Below are 16457 nucleotides of genomic sequence, written 5' to 3'. Positions count from 1 at the left end.
TCTGGGCAAGAGCCTCACGATCAAGGGTTATCTCTACAGCGAGATCGTCTCGGACGATGCCGCCCTTGATCGTGCCAAGGCGTTCATCGTGGCGGGGCTGGAATCTGGCGCGCTCAAGCCGCGGATCGCGCGCACTTTCCCGCTCGACGCCATCCAGGACGCGCACCGCTTCCTCGAATCGAACGACCAGATCGGCAAGGTGGTCGTTACGGTCTGACCGGCAAACCTGGGGGAGCGAGCGATTGCTCCCCTCCTCCCTCCCGGACACAGGATCGGACCCTCAGCGCCCATGCCCTCTTTGCATGTGGCGCAGGCTTGAGAGCATGATCGCTTCTCACCGCGTGCCAGACCTGTCTCAGCGCAACATGGGGCTATGGCCCTTGCATGTACTGGCCCGGAAATACATTCATCCGTTACCCCGACCGTGATGAAACAGGGGCCGCACGGGCGGATATGTCAGGAAGACTGAATTGAAGAGCAAGGATATACACGCGGCGACGGCGGCCACCGATCATGGGCTTGCGGGGCCGCCCGCGAGCGTGCAGGTCCGCGGCGCGCGCCAGAACAACCTCAAAAATGTTGACGTCGATGTACCGCGCGACGCCTTCGTGGTGTTCACAGGGATATCGGGCTCGGGCAAGTCATCGCTCGCGTTCGGCACCCTTTATGCCGAAGCGCAGCGGCGTTATCTGGAATCGGTTGCGCCCTATGCCCGTCGCCTGATCGACCAGGCGGGCGTGCCGGAGGTCGACGCGATTGACGGATTGCCGCCTGCGGTCGCGTTGCAGCAGCAGCGCGGCTCGGCCAACGCGCGATCCTCGGTCGGCAGCGTGACGACGCTCTCCAGCCTGGTGCGGATGCTCTATTCGCGCGTCGGCGAATATCCGCGCCATCAGCCCATGCTCTATGCGGAGGATTTCTCCCCCAACACTGTCGCGGGGGCCTGCGCGACCTGCCACGGCATCGGCCGCGTATATGATGCGACCGAAGAGACGATGGTGCCTGACGACAGCCTCACCATTCGCGACCGGGCGATCGCCGCCTGGCCGACCGCCTGGCATGGCCAGAACCTGCGCGATATCCTCGTTTCGCTCGGCTATGACGTCGATACGCCGTGGCGCGACCTGCCGAAAAAGGATCGCGAGTGGATCCTCTTCACTGACGAGGCACCGACGGTGCCGGTCTATGCGGGCCTGACGCCCGAACAGACCCGGACGGCCCTCAAGCGCCGCATGGAGCCGAGCTACCAGGGCACCTTCACCGGCGCGCGCCGCTATGTGCTGGAAACCTTCGCCAACACAAAGAGCGCGCTGATGAAGAAGCGCGTCTCGCAATATATCATCGGCCGCGATTGCCCGACCTGCGACGGCAAGCGCCTGAAGCGCGAAGCCCTGTCGGTCAAATTCGCCGGCCTCGACGTTGCCGAGTTCGGCGACCTGACGGTGCTCAAGCTGAAGGACTTGCTCACGCCCGTCGCGCGGGGCGAATATGGGGCGGTCTCCGCACCCTCAAAGGGCCATGTTCTGGAAAAAGCGGCCCGCGATGCAGCCGTCGAACAACGGGTTGCCGCAGGCGGCTCTGCGCACAAGAGCGCGCCCGACGTACGCCGCACGCCAAATCTCTCCGACGAGAAGCGGATCGCCGCCCAGCGCCTTGCCTGCGAATTGATCGAGCGGCTCGAGCCGCTGATCGATCTTGGCCTTGGCTACATTTCGCTCGATCGCAGCACGCCGACGCTCTCCTCCGGAGAGCTGCAGCGCTTGCGGCTTGCCACCCAATTGTCGTCACAGCTTTTCGGCGTGGTCTATGTGCTTGACGAGCCTTCAGCCGGGTTGCACCCGGCAGATGGCGAAGCCTTGCTGACTATCCTCGAGCGTCTCAAGGCGGCGGGCAACTCCCTGTTCGTCGTCGAACATGATCTCGACGTGATCCGCCACGCGGAATGGATCGTCGATGTCGGGCCAGGAGCCGGGGAAAAGGGCGGTGAAGTCCTCTACAGCGGGCCGATAGAGGGGCTTGCCGACGTCGAGACTTCGATCACCCGCCGCTATCTGTTCGCAGAGCCGCTCCGCAGTGAGCGCACACCGCGCGATCCCAAGGCATGGCTACGCCTGGAAGGGATCAGGCGTAACAATCTTCAAGGTCTCGACGTCGAGTTTCCCATCGGCTGCTTCACCGCTGTCACCGGCGTTTCGGGATCGGGCAAATCCAGTCTTGTCAGTCAGGCGCTGCCCGAGCTCGTCACGGAACACCTCGGCGGCTCCTCCGTGGCTGCGGAGGAGGATATCGATCCGCTGCTCGATGGTGCTCAGAACGATACTGAAGGACGCATTGTCGCAGGCATGGAGCATGTTCGCAGGCTGGTGCGGGTTGATCAGAAACCGATCGGCCGCACGCCGCGCTCGAACCTAGCCACCTACAGCGGCATGTTCGACCATGTGCGAAGGATCTTCGCTGATACGCCGCTGGCCCGCCGGCGGCGCTACAGCCCGGGAAGGTTCTCGTTCAACGTCGCGCAAGGGCGCTGCCCTGTGTGCGAGGGCGAAGGATACGTCATGGTGGAGCTGCTGTTCCTGCCGAGCGTTTTTGCCCCGTGCTCGACCTGTCATGGCTCTCGCTACAACCCGCAAACGCTTGAAGTCGAATGGAACGGGCGCAATATCGCCCAGGTGCTAGAACTGACGGTGGACGATGCGTGCGATTTCTTCGCTGGCGAGGCGTCTGTGATGCGCTCCCTCGACGTGCTGCGGGAGATCGGTCTTGGCTATCTGAGGCTCGGACAGCCGGCAACCGAGCTGTCGGGCGGGGAGGCTCAGCGCATCAAGCTGGCGACTGAACTGCAACGCGCTCAACGCGGCAACACGATCTACATCCTCGACGAGCCAACTTCGGGGCTTCACCCCTCCGATGCGGACCGGCTGATGCAACATCTGCAGGGCCTCGTCGACGCCGGCAATACGGTCGTCGTCGTCGAACATGACATGCGCGCCATCACGCAGGTGGATTGGGTCATCGATCTGGGACCGGGGGCAGGGGAAGATGGCGGCCGCATCGTTGCCAGCGGCGTCCCCGGCATCGTTGCGGAAACGGAAGGCAGTCTCACAGCCCCCTATCTTAAAGCGGCACTGTAGGTCGTAAACCTAGTCGGCATCCAGCGTTCGCAAGAACAGCAGAGCAAGTATGGTGGCGGTCGGTCGGCTGGGGCCACCCGGTAACGGTCAGAGGCCACGATCCTGTTCGCTTCCACTGGCCTGATCGGAATGACGCTCGACGATAAGGTCGGATCAAGCCGGGGCCGTGACGTCGAGGCGCTGACTGCCGTCTACTGAAAAGATCAATTCCGGTCATCAACGAGCGCGTCCTTTGTCACTCGCCATGCCTCCCTGAGCGCGGGGGACACGCCGCTTGGATATTGCGGCACCGACTGATCCCAAGCACGTGCACGCCTACCGACGGCGGACAGTCATTTGCGCCGCCTGCGCGTTGAACCGCTATGCATCGTAGGTCCAAAGCGGGGCGCCGCTCGGCGCCTCAACAAGGAAACCCGCAATACCGTGCCCGTCCTGGCTGGCACAGATGTCTACGTACATTGCCGGCGTCTAAGCCAGGGGACCGAATGTGGAGTCGGCTATGTGGAACGAAACCGGACCCTACAATGGGTCAAGCCTAGAAGCTTATCAGAGCCGCCGAACAGTTCACCGAAGTCGAAGGTACTTAACGTCTGGCTGCTCGTCGCGCCGTGTTCGTCTGATACGCGGCGTAGCGGATGGCCATTATCACCGGCCATCCGCTACGCCTGTCTATCGTGGCCCTTCTTCAGCGATCGGGCCATCAAAATGGTTTGTCGAGACCGCCCCGTCTTTAATTCCCGGCTGCGAGCCCAGCGCCCACACCCGCCGCTACTTCCTCTACGAGTTTGGCACAGAAGGCGGGTAAGTCGTTGGGGTCGCGGCTTGTGATAAGGCCGTTGTCGACGACGACTTCCTCATTGATCCATTTACCGCCGGCGTTCTCGATATCGACCTTCAGCGTTGGGTAGGACGTCAAGGAACGCCCCTCAAGCACGTCAGCCTCAATCAATGTCCAGGGTGCATGGCATATAGCCGCAACCGGTTTTTTCTGATCGAAGAAAGCCCGGATGAAATCAATTGCATCGGCGCTGCCGCGCAGCTTGTCGGCGCCGACTGTCCCTCCGGGCACAACAAGACCGTCGAAATCGTCGGCTTTGACCTCGGCAAACGTCTTGTCGATAGTATAGCTGCCGCCCTCGTCAAGATCGCTATTGACTGTGCGCGCCACGCCCGCTTCAAAACTGACCACGGTCACTTTGCCGCCAGCCTCCTCGATAGCTTGCTTGGGCTTCGAGAATTCCGGCTCTTCCGTCCCGCGGGGCGCGATCAGAACGGCAACTGATTTGCCCTGTAACGTCATCGCTATTTCCTTTTCCGTCAAAGATTAAGGTCAGGCCGTCGGCTTGAGCACAACCTTGGTCCAGCCAGCGTCGCGTGCATCGAAATGCTTGTAGGCGTCTGGCGCCTGATCGAGCCGCAGTCGGTGCGAGATGATTTGAGCGGGATTGGCCCGGCCATGCTCGATGAGGTTCATCAGCCGCCGGTTATAATGCTTTACATTACATTGCCCGGTGCCGATCTTCTGCCCCTTGAACCAAAAGTTGCCGAAGTCGAACGCAATCTTGCCTTCCTTCTGCAGATCGTCGGGGGCATTGGGGTCTTCCGGGATGAACACGCCGACGACGCCGATGCCGCCGGTGGCCTTCGTGCTTTTTACGAGGCAGTTCATCGTGTAATTGCTGCGCTCCTTGCCGTGGCGATCGCAGCACTGGTAACCTACCGCCTCGACCCCACGGTCGGTCCCGAGGCCGCCGGTTGCGTCAAGGATCTGCTGGGCGGGATCGCCCTTGCGCATGTCGATCGGAATCGCGCCCATCGCCTCGGCCAGTTTCAGGCGGTCATCGTGGGAATCGACCACGAAGATCTGAGCGGCACCGCGGATTTGGGCTGAGTGCGCGGCCATCAAACCGACCGGACCAGCGCCGTAGATCGCGATGCTTTCGCCGGGCAGGAAACCGGACAGTTCGACGCCATGCCAACCCGTCGGGAAGATGTCGGAGAGCATGACATAGTCGTCCTCCTTCTCTTTGGCGTCCTCGGGCAGCTTCAGACAGTTGAAGTCCGCATAAGGAACGCGCATCAACTCGGCCTGACCGCCTTGCCACGGCCCCATCTCGGCAAAGCCATACGCTGCGCCGGCGGTTCCGGGGTTGGTCGTGAGGCAAAACCCCGTCAGACCGCGTTCGCAATTTTCGCAGAACCCGCAACCCACGTTGAACGGCATACAGACGCGATCGCCCTTCTTGATCCGATCTACGGCAGCGCCGACCTCGATGACTTCGCCAAGGTTTTCGTGACCAAAGACCCTGCCCTTCTCGAAGCTGGTACGGCCCTCGTACATGTGAAGGTCAGACCCACAGATGTTGGTGGTGGTCACCCGGATGATCACATCGGTGGGTTTTTCGATCTTGGGGTCATCGACGTTATCGACGGACACGTCTTTGGGCCCGTTGTACACAACAGCTTTCATGGACTTTTCCTTTCGTAGCGCTGCTCAAGACGTCATCAAGTCGAGCGCTTGCTGATGATCCGGTCCAGCGCAACGGCGAAGGAACTCGCATCTTTCCAACTGCTCTTAGGGTCCTAAACCGCCTGATGCCTGAGCGGTTCCTTCCCGTTCGGCAGTTCTCGGATCGATTTTCGGCGGCTTTTCGATTTCTTGGGCCAGGAAGGTCTAAAAAAGCGGCGGATTGATGCACTCAAGAAATCCCTGCGAAAACAACGGCGCCTGCTCTATGAGACCATGTTCCGCAACCTGGTTCACGCGCGTGTTGTGATCGCTGACTAGGCCGCCGACTACAACACCGAGCGCCCGCATTCGGCCTTGGATTATCAGACCCCGGCTGACTACACGCTGGCCCTCACCACCGCAATCGCCCGCCCCGCTGCGCGAGATGAAAGCTCCGCGCGACGGGCGATTGCTCAACCCGCCCCAATCGGCGTAAATACTAACCGGGCTCCGGTCGCCTCTGGATGAAAGTTCAGTGGCAGGTCAACAATCAACAACTGCAACAGCCCTCTGACATTTAGGATTGCCGTCATCAAATTTAATGATGATGATTATCATTAAATACTCAATCTCTAGGGCAGGCAGTTGCACCAATGACCGATAAGACAGTTTTTGACACCTACACGCTGGGCGGGATCACTCTCTCCAACCGCGTGGTGCTCGCGCCGCTCACACGCAACCGCGCCGGCGAGGGCCTAGTTCCGAGTGAGTTCGCAGCGGAATACTACTCGCAGCGCGCCAGCGCAGGTCTCGTGATCACCGAGGCGACACAGATTTCCAAACAGGCGCAGGGTTATCAGAACACGCCAGGCCTTTATGCGCCCGAACAGATCGCTGCATGGCGCAAGGTGACCGATGCGGTCCATGCGAAGGGCGGGCGCATTTTCGTGCAGCTTTGGCACGTCGGCCGCGTCAGCCATGTCGATCTGCATGGAGGTGAAGCACCGGTTGCACCATCGGCGATCCGGGCCGAAACCAAGACCTTCGTGAACGACGGCTTTGCCGATGTGTCCGAGCCGCGGGCTCTGGAGACAGCCGAAATTGCCGGCATCGTCGAGGATTTCCGCAAGACGGCAGCCAATGCCATTGAGGCCGGGTTCGACGGTGTCGAAGTTCATGGCGCCAATGGCTATCTGCTCGACCAATTCCTGCGCAGTTCCTCCAACGTGCGCACCGATACCTATGGCGGATCGGTCGAGTCCCGCGCCCGTCTGCTGCTTGAGGTCGTTGCGGCCGTAGCGAAGGAGATCGGCGCGGATCGCACCGGCGTTCGGCTGTCGCCTGTATCGCCTGCCAGCGGGGCCGTAATCACTGGCGAAGAACAAGAGCAGTTCAACTATGTCGCCGAGATGCTGAATGGCCTCGGGATCGTCTACATCCACGTGGTGGAAGGAGCGACCGGCGGCCCGCGCGATGTCGCACCGTTCGACTACGCGGCGCTGCGGACCCGCTTCAAGAACACCTACATCGCCAACAATGGTTACGACCTCAATCTCGCAAACCAGCATCTGGCGGCTGGCGAGGCCGATCTCATTGCCTTTGGCAGGCCGTTCATTGCGAATCCCGATCTGGTCGAGCGGTTAAAGACCGGGGCGGAACTGAACCAGATCGATCCGACGACGCTCTATGGCGGCGACGCAAAAGGGTATATCGACTATCCGACGCTCGACGGCTGAGATCGCACCGCCAAGGGACGGCATTGCTGCCGTCCCTGATCAGACATCCGTAGATAATGTGAAGACGAGATGACCAGTACCCATATCACTGCACCGACGCAGTATGTCGAAGCCGATGGCGTGCGTTATGGCTACCGGCGCCTTGGCGCGGAGACCGGAACGCCGCTGCTGTTCTTACAACACCTCCGTGGCGGTCTGAACAACTAGGGTGCCGACCGCTCCGCTATTTCGCGGCCAACAGGGTGAACTTGTGAATCTGCGGCGGTTCAGAAAACAGTTCTTCTGCCTTGTCCATCAGTGCGGCGGCAACCTTGCCGTCAAGATGGGCCTGCCGATCCTCCTCTGTGTCGAACGTATCGAATATCGCGTACGCACCGGGACCTTCCTCGATCGCATACCAGGTCAGAGTGCCCGCCTCAGCTTGAACGAGCGGCAACGCCGAGGTCAGAAAATCGGCGACATCGCTCTCTTTTCCGGCCTTGGCCTTCAGTGGCACGTACAGGGCAAGTCTGGGCATAAATGACTCCTCAAGTGAGACGGACAGATATTATTCGGCAAAGTAACGGACGAGCGGGCCGGTAGGTTCCCCATGAGGCGGAGCACACGCGGCCCCGCCTCCTCGTTGGAATCAGAACTGCTGTGCGGTCGGCCGGATGACGATCGCGTTGACGTCGACGTCATCAGGTTGTTCGACAGCGAACGCGATAGCACGCGCCACCGATGCCGCCGGGATGGCCTGCTTGTAGAAGTCGAGCACAGTCTCGGCAGCCGTGCCAGACGTCGTGAACTTCAAATCGCTTTCGACGGCTCCAGGCTCGATTGACGTGACACGGACCTTTTCACCCACCTCATGGCGCAAGCCCTCGCTGATCGCGCTGACGGCGAACTTGGTGCCGGAGTAGACCGTGCCGCCCGGTGCGAAGACCTTGATGCCCGCAACCGAGCTCAAGTTGATGATGTGACCGCTGCCCTGCTCGAGAAAGCCAGGAAGGGCCGCCGCGATGCCGTAGAGCGTACCCTTCAGATTGACGTCGATCATCTGGTCCCACTCGTCGGTGTTGACCTCGGACATCGGACGGATCGGCATTAGCCCGGCGTTGTTGATCAGCACGTCGAGGCGGCCGAAGTCGGCAATAATTGCGGCAACGACGGACTGGACCGCCGACTTGTCGGTCACGTCGAGCGCGTAGCTACGTGCCGTGCCGCCCTTTGCGGCAATGTCCGCGACGACCTCGTCGAGCCTGTCCTTGCGCCGCGCGGCGATGGCCACCTTCGCGCCGCGTTCCGCGAGAAGACGCGCGGTTTCTGCGCCGATGCCGGTGCTGCCGCCGGTGATGAGAACGACCTTGCCTTCGATACCCTTGGTCATGACTGTATTCCTTCAAGTCAGCTGTTGATTTTTCGCCGGATCGCGGCTCCGCCTCAGCGTTAGCCGCGTGGATGAATGAGGTCCAAAAGGCACCACGCGAAGCGCAGGTGCCAACAGGCCGATCATCCGCAACTCGTCTGTGTTGAAAGCCTGTACAAGCCGTGCCGAACCCACCCATTCGACAGGCTTGCCAATTGGCACCGTCCTCAGGTCGCCGAGACGGGGTTGAGGACAAACGCGGCGCGCTCGGCCAGATCGCCGATCTGAGAGAGGTAGTTCTGGAAGTGGGGCGTCGCACGGTGGGCGGCGACCGCATCTGCGTCCGCGTACAGCTCGTCGAGCACGAAACGGTTCGTATCGCTCTGGTCCTGCCAGAGATCGTAGCGCAAATTGCCCGGTTCGGCCCGGCTCGGCTCTAGCATGGCGTCGAGCAGAGCGCGCAGGCGGTCGACGGTATCCGCACGGGCGGTTAGGACGGCGACGATCTTCACGTTGGCGGTCATGGCAGCATACCCTGTCCTGGTCATATCCGAAGCGGGGCGCACCCTCAGCGCCCCGCCGGTCATCGTGGTACTCACGCAGCGGCGCGATCGAGGGCTTCGATCAATGCGTCGGCCATGGCCCGGTCCGATGCCGGATTCTGACCCGTAATCAGCTCTCGGTCGACGACGACATTCGAAGCGAAGTTCTCGTCGGTGACCGACACGTCGCCACCGGCCGACCGCAGCGCCTTTTCCATGTCAAAGTAGAGCTCGCCCTTCAGCACTTGCTCCTCGGCGATCTCTTCCTCGCTCGCCGAAAAGACTGTCATGCGGTAACCCGCGTAGATCCAGTCTCGCGCCAGATCGGCCGCCCCGGCGTCATCGCCTTCCTCCAGTGCCTTGCGGAAGGCCGGAGCATCGTCGAGCGCGGCGACAACGACCACCGGTCCGTGGCAGAGGAGCGCGGTCGGCTTGGCCGCCGCGTGGAAGTGACGGAGGATCGTGCCCGCATCGCGGTCCTGCATCAGATCGACGATGGGCGCGTGACCTCCCGGCACGAACACGCCAACGAAGCCGTCCAGACCCTCGTCGACGACCGATTTCAGCGTGCGGACGTCGTTCATGGCCGGGTGGCGGGCGAAGAAGTCCTTGGCGCGCTGGTATGCCGCCTCATCACCGCCGAAGTGGTCCTTCGTGTCGGAGCCGGCGTCGATGTACGGCTTGGCTCCGTTGGGCGTGGCGAGAACAATATCATAGCCGGCGTCGAGCAGAGCCAGCGCGGGGACTGCCGTCTCGTTGAGATACTGACCGACCGTTGCGGTACCGCCGCCACGCAGACCGATCTGCGTCGCGTTCGATCCAAGAACGAGAACCTGACCCTTGCTCATCTGAACCTCCATGTTCGCGGCATCCGTCGCCGATGGATGGTAGGTGGGCCTTGTTGACATATTCTAGAAGTTTATCTTTTCAATTTCAGATATACGGATGACAGGATGACTGCATGCGCTACGACCTGAACCTGTTGCCGATCTTCGTCGCCTTGATGGAGGAGCGCAGCGTCACGCGGGCCGCCGAGCGCTTGGGGATGACACAGCCTGCCTTGTCCAATGCCCTATCGCGTCTAAGACTGATGCTTCAGGATCAGCTGTTCGTCCGCGAGCGCTATGGCATCCAGCCGACCCCGATCGCGCTCGAACTCTCACCGCTGATCGCCGAGGCACTGGCGCAGCTGGACGACGCGGTCCTCGGTCAGCAGGCCTTCGACCCCGCACACGCCGAACGGCTCTTCACGATCGCGCCGAACGGCTATGTCGAGTTCGTCATCGTCCCCGCTGTCTTGGCGCGTCTGGAGAAGGTCGCGCCCGGCATCAAGCTACGTCTGACGCCCTACGGCAACGATCTTGTGGAAACAGGCGTCGTGTCGGGCACGACGGCGCTCGTGCTGGGCCGCATCGTCGACCCGCCCGACAACCTCGTCGTCCAGCACCTCATGGACGAAGGGCTCGCCTGCGCCGTCCGCGCCGACCATCCGGCCGTCGGCGATGCCATGACGCGCGAGCAGTTCGAGACGATGAAGCACGTCAACATCGTGCCACCTGGCCGGATGCGCGCCGGGCTGTTCCAGGCGCTGGCGCAGCACCAGCTCAAGCGCGACGTCGCAATCTCCGTGACCAATTTCTTCGCGGTAGCCGAGATGGTGGCGGTGACCGACTACTGCGCGATCCTGCCCTCGCTCATCTGCAGGCGGCTGATGCACGACCCCCGGCTGAAGATCCTGCCCGCCCCGGTCGACCTCGGCAGCTTTCCCGTGGAAATGGCCTGGCACGTCCGCTACCGGCACGATCCCGCACACCGCTGGCTACGTGGGCTGATCGGCGAGGTCATCACTGACTTCAAGGGCAAGACAGCAGCGACAGCCATGCCGTCACCAGCGTGATGGACTTCATTCGGCCGGGCTACGCCGGTTGAACTTCACAAACATTCCTTAGACCCCATGATCGCCGTGTGAACTGACTGGGTCGGTGGCCTCTCCCGCGGCATTCTCCGGTCGAGGGTTGCGCCAGGTTGGCTGGTTCCCAGCCTCAGGAATGGGGGAGAGACCGTATGGAGCATACCACGTTCATCGGGCTGGACGTCCACAAGGCGTCGATATCGGTCGCCGTCGCGCAGTGCTTGCGTGGCGGTGAAGTTCGGCACCTGGGATCGGTGCCGAACCGCCCGGACCACATCCGCAAGCTTGTTGAGAAGCTCGCTGCGGCCGGGGCGCCACTGCATTTTTGTTACGAGGCCGGTCCCTGCGGTTATGGCCTGCACCGCCAGCTTGTCGAGCTCGGGCACGACTGTATCGTGGTCGCACCCTCGCTGATCCCCGTGAAGGCCGGGGATCGGGTGAAGACCGACCGCCGCGATGCGGTGATGCTGGCCAAGCTGCACCGCGCGGGCGAACTGACAGCGGTCTGGGTGCCGGACGCGGCCCATGAGGCGATGCGCGATCTGGTCCGCGCACGGGCGACGGCGATGCGGGTGGCGGGAAAGGCGCGCCAGCACCTGCAGGGCTTCCTGCTCCGCCACAGCCGGATTTATCCCGGCAAGAAGGGCTGGACCGGAGCCTACCGGCGCTGGCTCGCGCTGGTCCGGTTCACGCATCCGGCGCAACAGATCGTCCTGCAGGATTACATCGACGCAGTTGCCGATGCCGAGGCGCGGGTGGTTCTACCTGTCCACTGTCCTGGATGACTTTTCGCGCTACATTGTTGGCTGGAAGCTGTGCACCACCATGAACGCGGACGATGTCAGCGCCACGCTTGATATCGCCCTTGCTGCATCCGGACAGCATCGCCGTGCTGCACAAGCCGCGGCTGCTGAGCGACAACGGCCCCTGCTACATCGCCGGTGATCTGGCCGAATACCTCGAAGAACATGGCATGGACCATGTCCGTGGCGCCCCCAACCACCCTCAGACGCAGGGCAAGATCGAACGCTGGCACCAGACCCTCAAGAACCGCATTCTGCTGGAAAACTACTATCTGCAGGGCGACCTCGAGGCGGCCATCGCGGCCTTTGTCGAGCATTACAACAACCACCGCTATCACGAGAGCCTCGGCAACCTCACGCCCGATGACGTCTACTTCGGACGCGGCCCGGCCATCCTGGCAGAAAGGGAGAAGATCAAGAAACTGACCATCCAGAACCGGCGCTTGATCCATCAGCGCCAGGCAGCATAACCTCAACCCACGGAGCCAGGACCCTCCAGACCAAACTCAGGCCGCCTGTTCCAAATCATTCGACGACGGACACTCGTGGTCTGGAAACTCGACCGCCTCGGCCGGTCTATGACGCATCTGCTTCAGACCGTCGCCGACCTGGAAAATCGCGGCGTGGGGTTCCGGTCGCTGACCGAGAACATCGACACCACGACCCCCACCGGGCGGCTCGTCTTCCACATTTTCGGCGCCCTTGGTCAGTTCGAGCGCGATCTGATCCGTGAACGGACGAACGCAGGGCTCACGGCGGCGGCAGCAAGGGGACGAAAGGGGGGCCGGCCGATGGCCGCCACGCCGGAAAGGGTCGCACGTGCCCGCCATCTAATTGCGACCGGCCTCACCGTCCGCGAGGCCGCCGCACGCGTGAAAGTCGGCAACTCCGCTTTGTACGCTGCCCTGAGAAATGGCGAACCGAAAAACGATACAAACCGATAGCTTGGGCACCTGCGCGTGGAAGCGGTCATCCAAAGAGCAAGGCGCAACGACTGGGATGCAGGACGAAGCGGACGTTCGCTGCGCCTGCCAAATGAATATGTCAGCATTGGCAATCCACACACTTAATGCGGCATCCCGTTTGCCTTGGCAGCGCTGATAATGCGGTGCCTTGACCCAGCCCCGACGCTCTACTCGGTTTTTTTCTATACAGTTCAGTCACTTGATCAATGCCACGGACTGCCGGAACTGCGGGTTTCCGGCGCTCTGCAGCCATTCAAAGACCACCATCTCGGTCGTGACGATCTCGGCGCCGTGGCGCTCCATACGGCGCAGAGCAGTCTCCTTATTCTCGGGATGGCGCGAGCCAAGCGCGTCGCGCACCACCCAGGTCTTCCGTGAGGCCGCGAGCAAGCCCAGCACCGTCTGTAGAGCACAGACATGTGCCTCGCATCCGAGGACGACGACATGGGCGTCTGCGGGGATGCGAGCGAGAAAGCCCTCCTCGCGGCAGGCATCGAAGAACTGCTTGTGAACCAGTCGATCCTGCGGGACCATAAGATCGTCGACTGTCGGGCCGAGACCCTTGGCGTTCTGTTCGGTGAAGAGGCACGGGATGCCCATCAGCGCTGCAGCGTCGGTCAGCCGCCGCGCATTGCGGACCGCCAGCTCGCCCTCATGGATCGCAGGCATCAGGCGCACTTGGAAGTCGATGACGAGAAGTAGGGAGCGTGCGGGATCAATGGTCATCATGGTCCTGTCCTTCCACAAGCCGCTCGACGCGCTCATCGACGTAAGCCTCCATCAACTCGGGCGCCGAGGCTCCGAACATGCGGATGCGGCCGGTATGGAGCAGCAGCAGAAGCCCCGTCGCATGGGCGAAGCAATCCACCATCAGCAGATTGGCGCGCTCCGCTGAGGCACCAAGTGCCAAAGCGGCCTCGGCAATTGGCCGCAGGGCGGCTTCGAGCGCTGCGTTCAGCCGCTCGTCACGCTCGCGTCCCAGTCCTGCCGGCTTCATGCCGCCGCGAAACAGGTAGAAGCCCAGGTCCAGATCCCGCGGGTTCTCGGCATAGAACCGGAAGAAGGCCATCGCAGCGGCCTTTAGGTGCTGCTGCGGAGTCTTCGTCCCGGCGACGCTTCCCTCGACCGCGGCACCCAGGGACACCAGCGAGCCATGCAGCACCTCGGCATACATCGCCTCCTTGGAGTCGAAGTGAAAATAGAGCGCAGCGGGCGTGTATCCGGCCCTGACCGCGATGGCCCGCAGGCTCGCCCCGTCCAGCCCCTCTTCGGCAAAGACCTGGCGCGCGGCTTCGAGGATCAACGCGCGCTTGTGTTCGCTAACCGCTGTCCGCCGGGTTTGACGCTCCGCCACCATGCCCTCCTATCATCCTTGACAGATATTCTAACACTGTTCATTAATCTAACAGCGTTCGATATTTTAAACAATCCGGAGGGAATCATCATGCTGATGTCAGCTGCCGACTACCGGGACTCGCTCCGGGCCTACAAACCCCGCGTCTTCGTCAGCGGTCAGGCCGTTGAAAGCGTCGCCGATGAGCCGCTGCTGGCGCCCGGCATCGCCGGTGTGGGTGTCACCTACGACTTCGCCCTACAGGAACAGCACGCGCGCATCATGACGGCCCGGCAGGGCACCTCCGGCAAGACCGTCAACCGGATGCTGCACATCAACGAGACCTCGCAGGACCTGCTCGACAAGCTTGAGGCCGTGCGGCTGGTCTGCAGGACTTCCGGCTGCGCGCAGCGCTACCTTACGCATGATGCGCTGAACGGACTCTGGCAGGCAACGCACCTGATCGATGCCAACCATGGCACCGACTACGGCCAGCGGTTCCTGGCCTATCTTCACGACATTCAGGACCGCGACCTGACGCTAGGGGTCGCGATGACTGACGCCAAGGGCGACCGGTCCCTGCGTCCGGGCAAGCAGGTGAACCCGGATGTCTATGTCCACATCACGGAGCGCCGGAAGGACGGCATCGTCATCCGGGGCACCAAGGCCATCGTGACAGGCGCGCCCTACATGCACGAATTCCTCGTCATGCCATGTCGCACGCACATGCCGGAGGACAGCGCCTTTGCCGTCTGCTGCGCCGTTCCCTGTGACGCGCCGGGCGTGACGATCATCTCGCGGCCGGCGGGCCAGCCAGGCAACGCGGCGGCGAAGTTCTCGGCGAAATACGGCCAGGCCGTGGCGATGGTGGTCTTCGATGACGTCTTCGTGCCCCATGACCGCGTGTTTCTCGCGGGCGAGACCGAGGAGGGCGGCTTCCTGACGACCTCCTATGCAACCCATCACCGCCATTCCTGCATTGCTGCGAGAGCGGGCTTCGGCGATCTGCTGATTGGGGCCGGGGCGCTGATGATCGAGGCCAACGGACTCGACGCGGACCGTCACGGGCATATCCGCGATCAGATGGTGGAACTGATCACCATTACCGAAAGCTTCTATGCCTGCGGGGTGGCGTCTTCGGTTTATTGCACCAAGGATGCGGCCGGGTCGGTCATGCCGGATGCGGTGTTTTCCAACATTGGCAAGCTGCTGCTGGCCACGAAGATCTACGACATGCACCGCGTCGCCCATTATGTTTCGGGGGGGCTGATCGTCGCGCTGCCAGGACCGGACGAGGACCACAACCCCGAGACCGCCGCCTCGATCGCCGCGGTGATGGGTGGACGCGCCGACATCCCCTTCGAGCAGCGCGTAGAGGTTGCCCGTTTTATCGAGGATCTGACGGTTTCGCACGAGGCAGGCTGGTATTCGGTGATCTCGCTCCATGGCGGCGGCTCGCCCGAGGCAATGAAACGCGAGATCTGGCGCAACTATCCGGTGATGGAGAAGGTGGAACTGGTCGAGAGCCTGCTCGACCGTGGCCTCCTCAACGACGGGCGGCGTGTGAGCAAGCAGCCGGGCAGATGCTGCACAATAGGATGCGAAACGCCTGAACTGACACCGCCTTCAGGGACGGCCGCCTCTTCCTTGGCAATGGAAAGGTCTGTCTGATCTCTGGTGAGATTGGTCCCAGGCAATGATGAATGCACGATGAGGACGCCGTCGTGCGGCGCGCAACCAAGTATGAACGGGCAGCTTAGGGCTCCTCGCATCGATCCTGCCACCTTATCCGCCCGTGCGGCCCCTGTTTCATCACGGTCGGGGTAAAAGATGAATGTATTTCCGCGCCAATACATGCAACGGCCATAGCCCCCCCATGTTGCGCCGAGACAGGTCTGGCACGCGGTGAGAAGCGATCATGCTCTCAAGCCTGCGCCACATGCAAAGAGGGCATGGGCGCTGAGGGTCCGATCCTGTGTCCGGGAGGGGGGAGCCATCGCTCGCTCCCCCAGGCTTGCCGGTCAGACCGTAACGACGACCTTGCCGATCTGGTCGTTCGATTCGAGGAAGCGGTGCGCGTCCTGGATGGCGTCGAGCGGGAAAGTGCGCGCGATCCGCGGCTTGAGCGCGCCAGATTCCAGTCCCGCCACGATGAACGCCTTGGCACGATCAAGGGCGGCATCGTCCGAGACGATCTCGCTGTAGAGATAACCCTTGAGCGTGAGGCTCTTGCCCAGC

The 16457-nt window shown here is 62.2% G+C and carries 16 protein-coding genes and 3 pseudogenes; 10 read left to right on the top strand and 9 right to left on the bottom strand.

Translation table 11 applies throughout. The annotated features are described in order from the left end of the window. Both OC159_RS18220 and OC159_RS20040 read left to right on the top strand, forming a co-directional pair. On the top strand, positions 1-217 hold a 217-nt coding region (locus OC159_RS18220), incomplete at its 5' end, for a zinc-binding dehydrogenase (protein ID WP_265502619.1). Between the two features lie 253 nt (positions 218-470). After that, on the top strand, positions 471-3131 hold the full coding sequence (locus OC159_RS20040; RefSeq protein WP_322626748.1) for an excinuclease ABC subunit UvrA: 2661 nt from the start codon (positions 471-473) through the stop codon (positions 3129-3131). A 730-nt stretch (positions 3132-3861) separates the two neighbouring features. Here the strand turns inward: OC159_RS20040 and OC159_RS18205 are convergent. Together OC159_RS18205 and OC159_RS18200 are read right to left on the bottom strand one after the other, a co-directional pair. Continuing rightward, a complete protein-coding gene (locus OC159_RS18205) occupies positions 3862-4431 on the bottom strand; it encodes a type 1 glutamine amidotransferase domain-containing protein (protein WP_265502618.1) in 570 nt (189 codons plus the stop codon). A gap of 30 nt (positions 4432-4461) precedes the next feature. Then, positions 4462-5601 carry a glutathione-independent formaldehyde dehydrogenase gene (locus OC159_RS18200; protein WP_265502617.1) on the bottom strand — a complete coding sequence of 380 codons (1140 nt, stop codon included), beginning with the start codon at positions 5599-5601 and terminating at the stop codon, positions 4462-4464. Positions 5602-5859: 258 nt separating this feature from the next. Between OC159_RS18200 and OC159_RS18195 the strand changes: the two are divergent. The 3 genes and pseudogenes from OC159_RS18195 to OC159_RS18185 all read left to right on the top strand — a co-directional run. Next, positions 5860-6108: pseudogene (locus OC159_RS18195) on the top strand (integrase core domain-containing protein); the annotation flags it as partial. 125 nt (positions 6109-6233) lie between these two features. Further along, positions 6234-7316, top strand: coding sequence for an alkene reductase (locus tag OC159_RS18190; protein WP_265502616.1), 1083 nt, complete (start codon positions 6234-6236; stop codon positions 7314-7316). Between the two features lie 69 nt (positions 7317-7385). After that, positions 7386-7523 (top strand): hypothetical protein, encoded by a 138-nt coding sequence (locus OC159_RS18185; protein ID WP_265502615.1) that lies wholly within the window; start codon positions 7386-7388, stop codon positions 7521-7523. 16 nt (positions 7524-7539) lie between these two features. Here the strand turns inward: OC159_RS18185 and OC159_RS18180 are convergent, their stop codons facing one another. The 4 genes from OC159_RS18180 to OC159_RS18165 all read right to left on the bottom strand — a co-directional run bounded on the left by OC159_RS18180 (position 7540) and on the right by OC159_RS18165 (position 10054). After that, positions 7540-7833, bottom strand: coding sequence for a putative quinol monooxygenase (locus tag OC159_RS18180; protein ID WP_265502614.1), 294 nt, complete (start codon positions 7831-7833; stop codon positions 7540-7542). A 111-nt stretch (positions 7834-7944) separates the two neighbouring features. Beyond that, the gene (locus OC159_RS18175) at positions 7945-8685 is read right to left on the bottom strand and encodes an SDR family oxidoreductase (RefSeq protein ID WP_265502613.1); all 741 of its coding nucleotides are present in this window, start codon (positions 8683-8685) and stop codon (positions 7945-7947) included. Between the two features lie 206 nt (positions 8686-8891). Beyond that, positions 8892-9188: a putative quinol monooxygenase gene (locus tag OC159_RS18170; RefSeq protein ID WP_265502612.1), complete on the bottom strand. Its 297-nt coding sequence runs from the start codon at positions 9186-9188 to the stop codon at positions 8892-8894. Positions 9189-9259: 71 nt separating this feature from the next. After that, on the bottom strand, positions 9260-10054 hold the full coding sequence (locus OC159_RS18165) for a type 1 glutamine amidotransferase domain-containing protein (protein ID WP_265502611.1): 795 nt from the start codon (positions 10052-10054) through the stop codon (positions 9260-9262). A 113-nt stretch (positions 10055-10167) separates the two neighbouring features. Here OC159_RS18165 and OC159_RS18160 point away from each other — a divergent pair, with 113 nt between their 5' ends. From OC159_RS18160 to OC159_RS18145, 4 genes and pseudogenes are all read left to right on the top strand, one after another. After that, positions 10168-11103 (top strand): LysR substrate-binding domain-containing protein, encoded by a 936-nt coding sequence (locus tag OC159_RS18160; protein WP_265502610.1) that lies wholly within the window; start codon positions 10168-10170, stop codon positions 11101-11103. A 167-nt stretch (positions 11104-11270) separates the two neighbouring features. Next, positions 11271-11876, top strand: a pseudogene (locus tag OC159_RS18155) (IS110 family transposase); the annotation flags it as partial. Beyond that, a pseudogene (locus OC159_RS18150) lies at positions 11872-12391 on the top strand (transposase); the annotation flags it as partial. The pseudogenes OC159_RS18155 and OC159_RS18150, both read left to right, overlap by 5 nt. Before the next feature lie 75 nt (positions 12392-12466). Continuing rightward, a complete protein-coding gene (locus OC159_RS18145) occupies positions 12467-12865 on the top strand; it encodes a recombinase family protein (protein ID WP_456095342.1) in 399 nt (132 codons plus the stop codon). 216 nt (positions 12866-13081) lie between these two features. On the opposite strand, the gene OC159_RS18140 is transcribed toward OC159_RS18145, so the two are convergent. Beyond that, complete coding sequence (locus OC159_RS18140; protein WP_265502609.1) at positions 13082-13615, bottom strand: isochorismatase family protein; 534 nt, start codon at positions 13613-13615, stop codon at positions 13082-13084. Beyond that, on the bottom strand, positions 13602-14240 hold the full coding sequence (locus OC159_RS18135; RefSeq protein WP_265502608.1) for a TetR/AcrR family transcriptional regulator: 639 nt from the start codon (positions 14238-14240) through the stop codon (positions 13602-13604). The genes OC159_RS18140 and OC159_RS18135 overlap by 14 nt, the downstream gene beginning before the upstream one ends. Between OC159_RS18135 and OC159_RS18130 the strand changes: the two genes are divergently transcribed. Next, positions 14226-15890 (top strand): 4-hydroxyphenylacetate 3-hydroxylase family protein, encoded by a 1665-nt coding sequence (locus OC159_RS18130; protein ID WP_265502607.1) that lies wholly within the window; start codon positions 14226-14228, stop codon positions 15888-15890. The two genes, OC159_RS18135 and OC159_RS18130, sit on opposite strands and share 15 nt — an antisense overlap. A 350-nt stretch (positions 15891-16240) precedes the next feature. On the opposite strand, the gene OC159_RS18125 is transcribed toward OC159_RS18130, so the two are convergent. After that, a partial coding sequence (locus tag OC159_RS18125; protein WP_265502606.1) for a zinc-binding dehydrogenase occupies positions 16241-16457 on the bottom strand: 217 nt, incomplete at its 5' end.

The organism is Paracoccus beibuensis (assembly GCF_026162625.1).
Taxonomy (GTDB): Bacteria; Pseudomonadota; Alphaproteobacteria; order Rhodobacterales; family Rhodobacteraceae; genus Paracoccus; species Paracoccus beibuensis.
The sequence above is the reverse complement of the archived record's forward strand: the minus strand, read 5'-3'. Positions and strand labels throughout refer to the sequence as shown.

Coding starts and splice junctions, on each gene's coding strand:
- OC159_RS18205 (WP_265502618.1), bottom strand. CDS start 4,431: ATGACGTTACAGGGCAAATCAGTTGCCGTTCTGATCGCGCCCCGCGGG.
- OC159_RS18200 (WP_265502617.1), bottom strand. CDS start 5,601: ATGAAAGCTGTTGTGTACAACGGGCCCAAAGACGTGTCCGTCGATAAC.
- OC159_RS18190 (WP_265502616.1), top strand. CDS start 6,234: ATGACCGATAAGACAGTTTTTGACACCTACACGCTGGGCGGGATCACT.
- OC159_RS18185 (WP_265502615.1), top strand. CDS start 7,386: ATGACCAGTACCCATATCACTGCACCGACGCAGTATGTCGAAGCCGAT.
- OC159_RS18180 (WP_265502614.1), bottom strand. CDS start 7,833: ATGCCCAGACTTGCCCTGTACGTGCCACTGAAGGCCAAGGCCGGAAAA.
- OC159_RS18175 (WP_265502613.1), bottom strand. CDS start 8,685: ATGACCAAGGGTATCGAAGGCAAGGTCGTTCTCATCACCGGCGGCAGC.
- OC159_RS18170 (WP_265502612.1), bottom strand. CDS start 9,188: ATGACCGCCAACGTGAAGATCGTCGCCGTCCTAACCGCCCGTGCGGAT.
- OC159_RS18165 (WP_265502611.1), bottom strand. CDS start 10,054: ATGAGCAAGGGTCAGGTTCTCGTTCTTGGATCGAACGCGACGCAGATC.
- OC159_RS18160 (WP_265502610.1), top strand. CDS start 10,168: ATGCGCTACGACCTGAACCTGTTGCCGATCTTCGTCGCCTTGATGGAG.
- OC159_RS18140 (WP_265502609.1), bottom strand. CDS start 13,615: ATGATGACCATTGATCCCGCACGCTCCCTACTTCTCGTCATCGACTTC.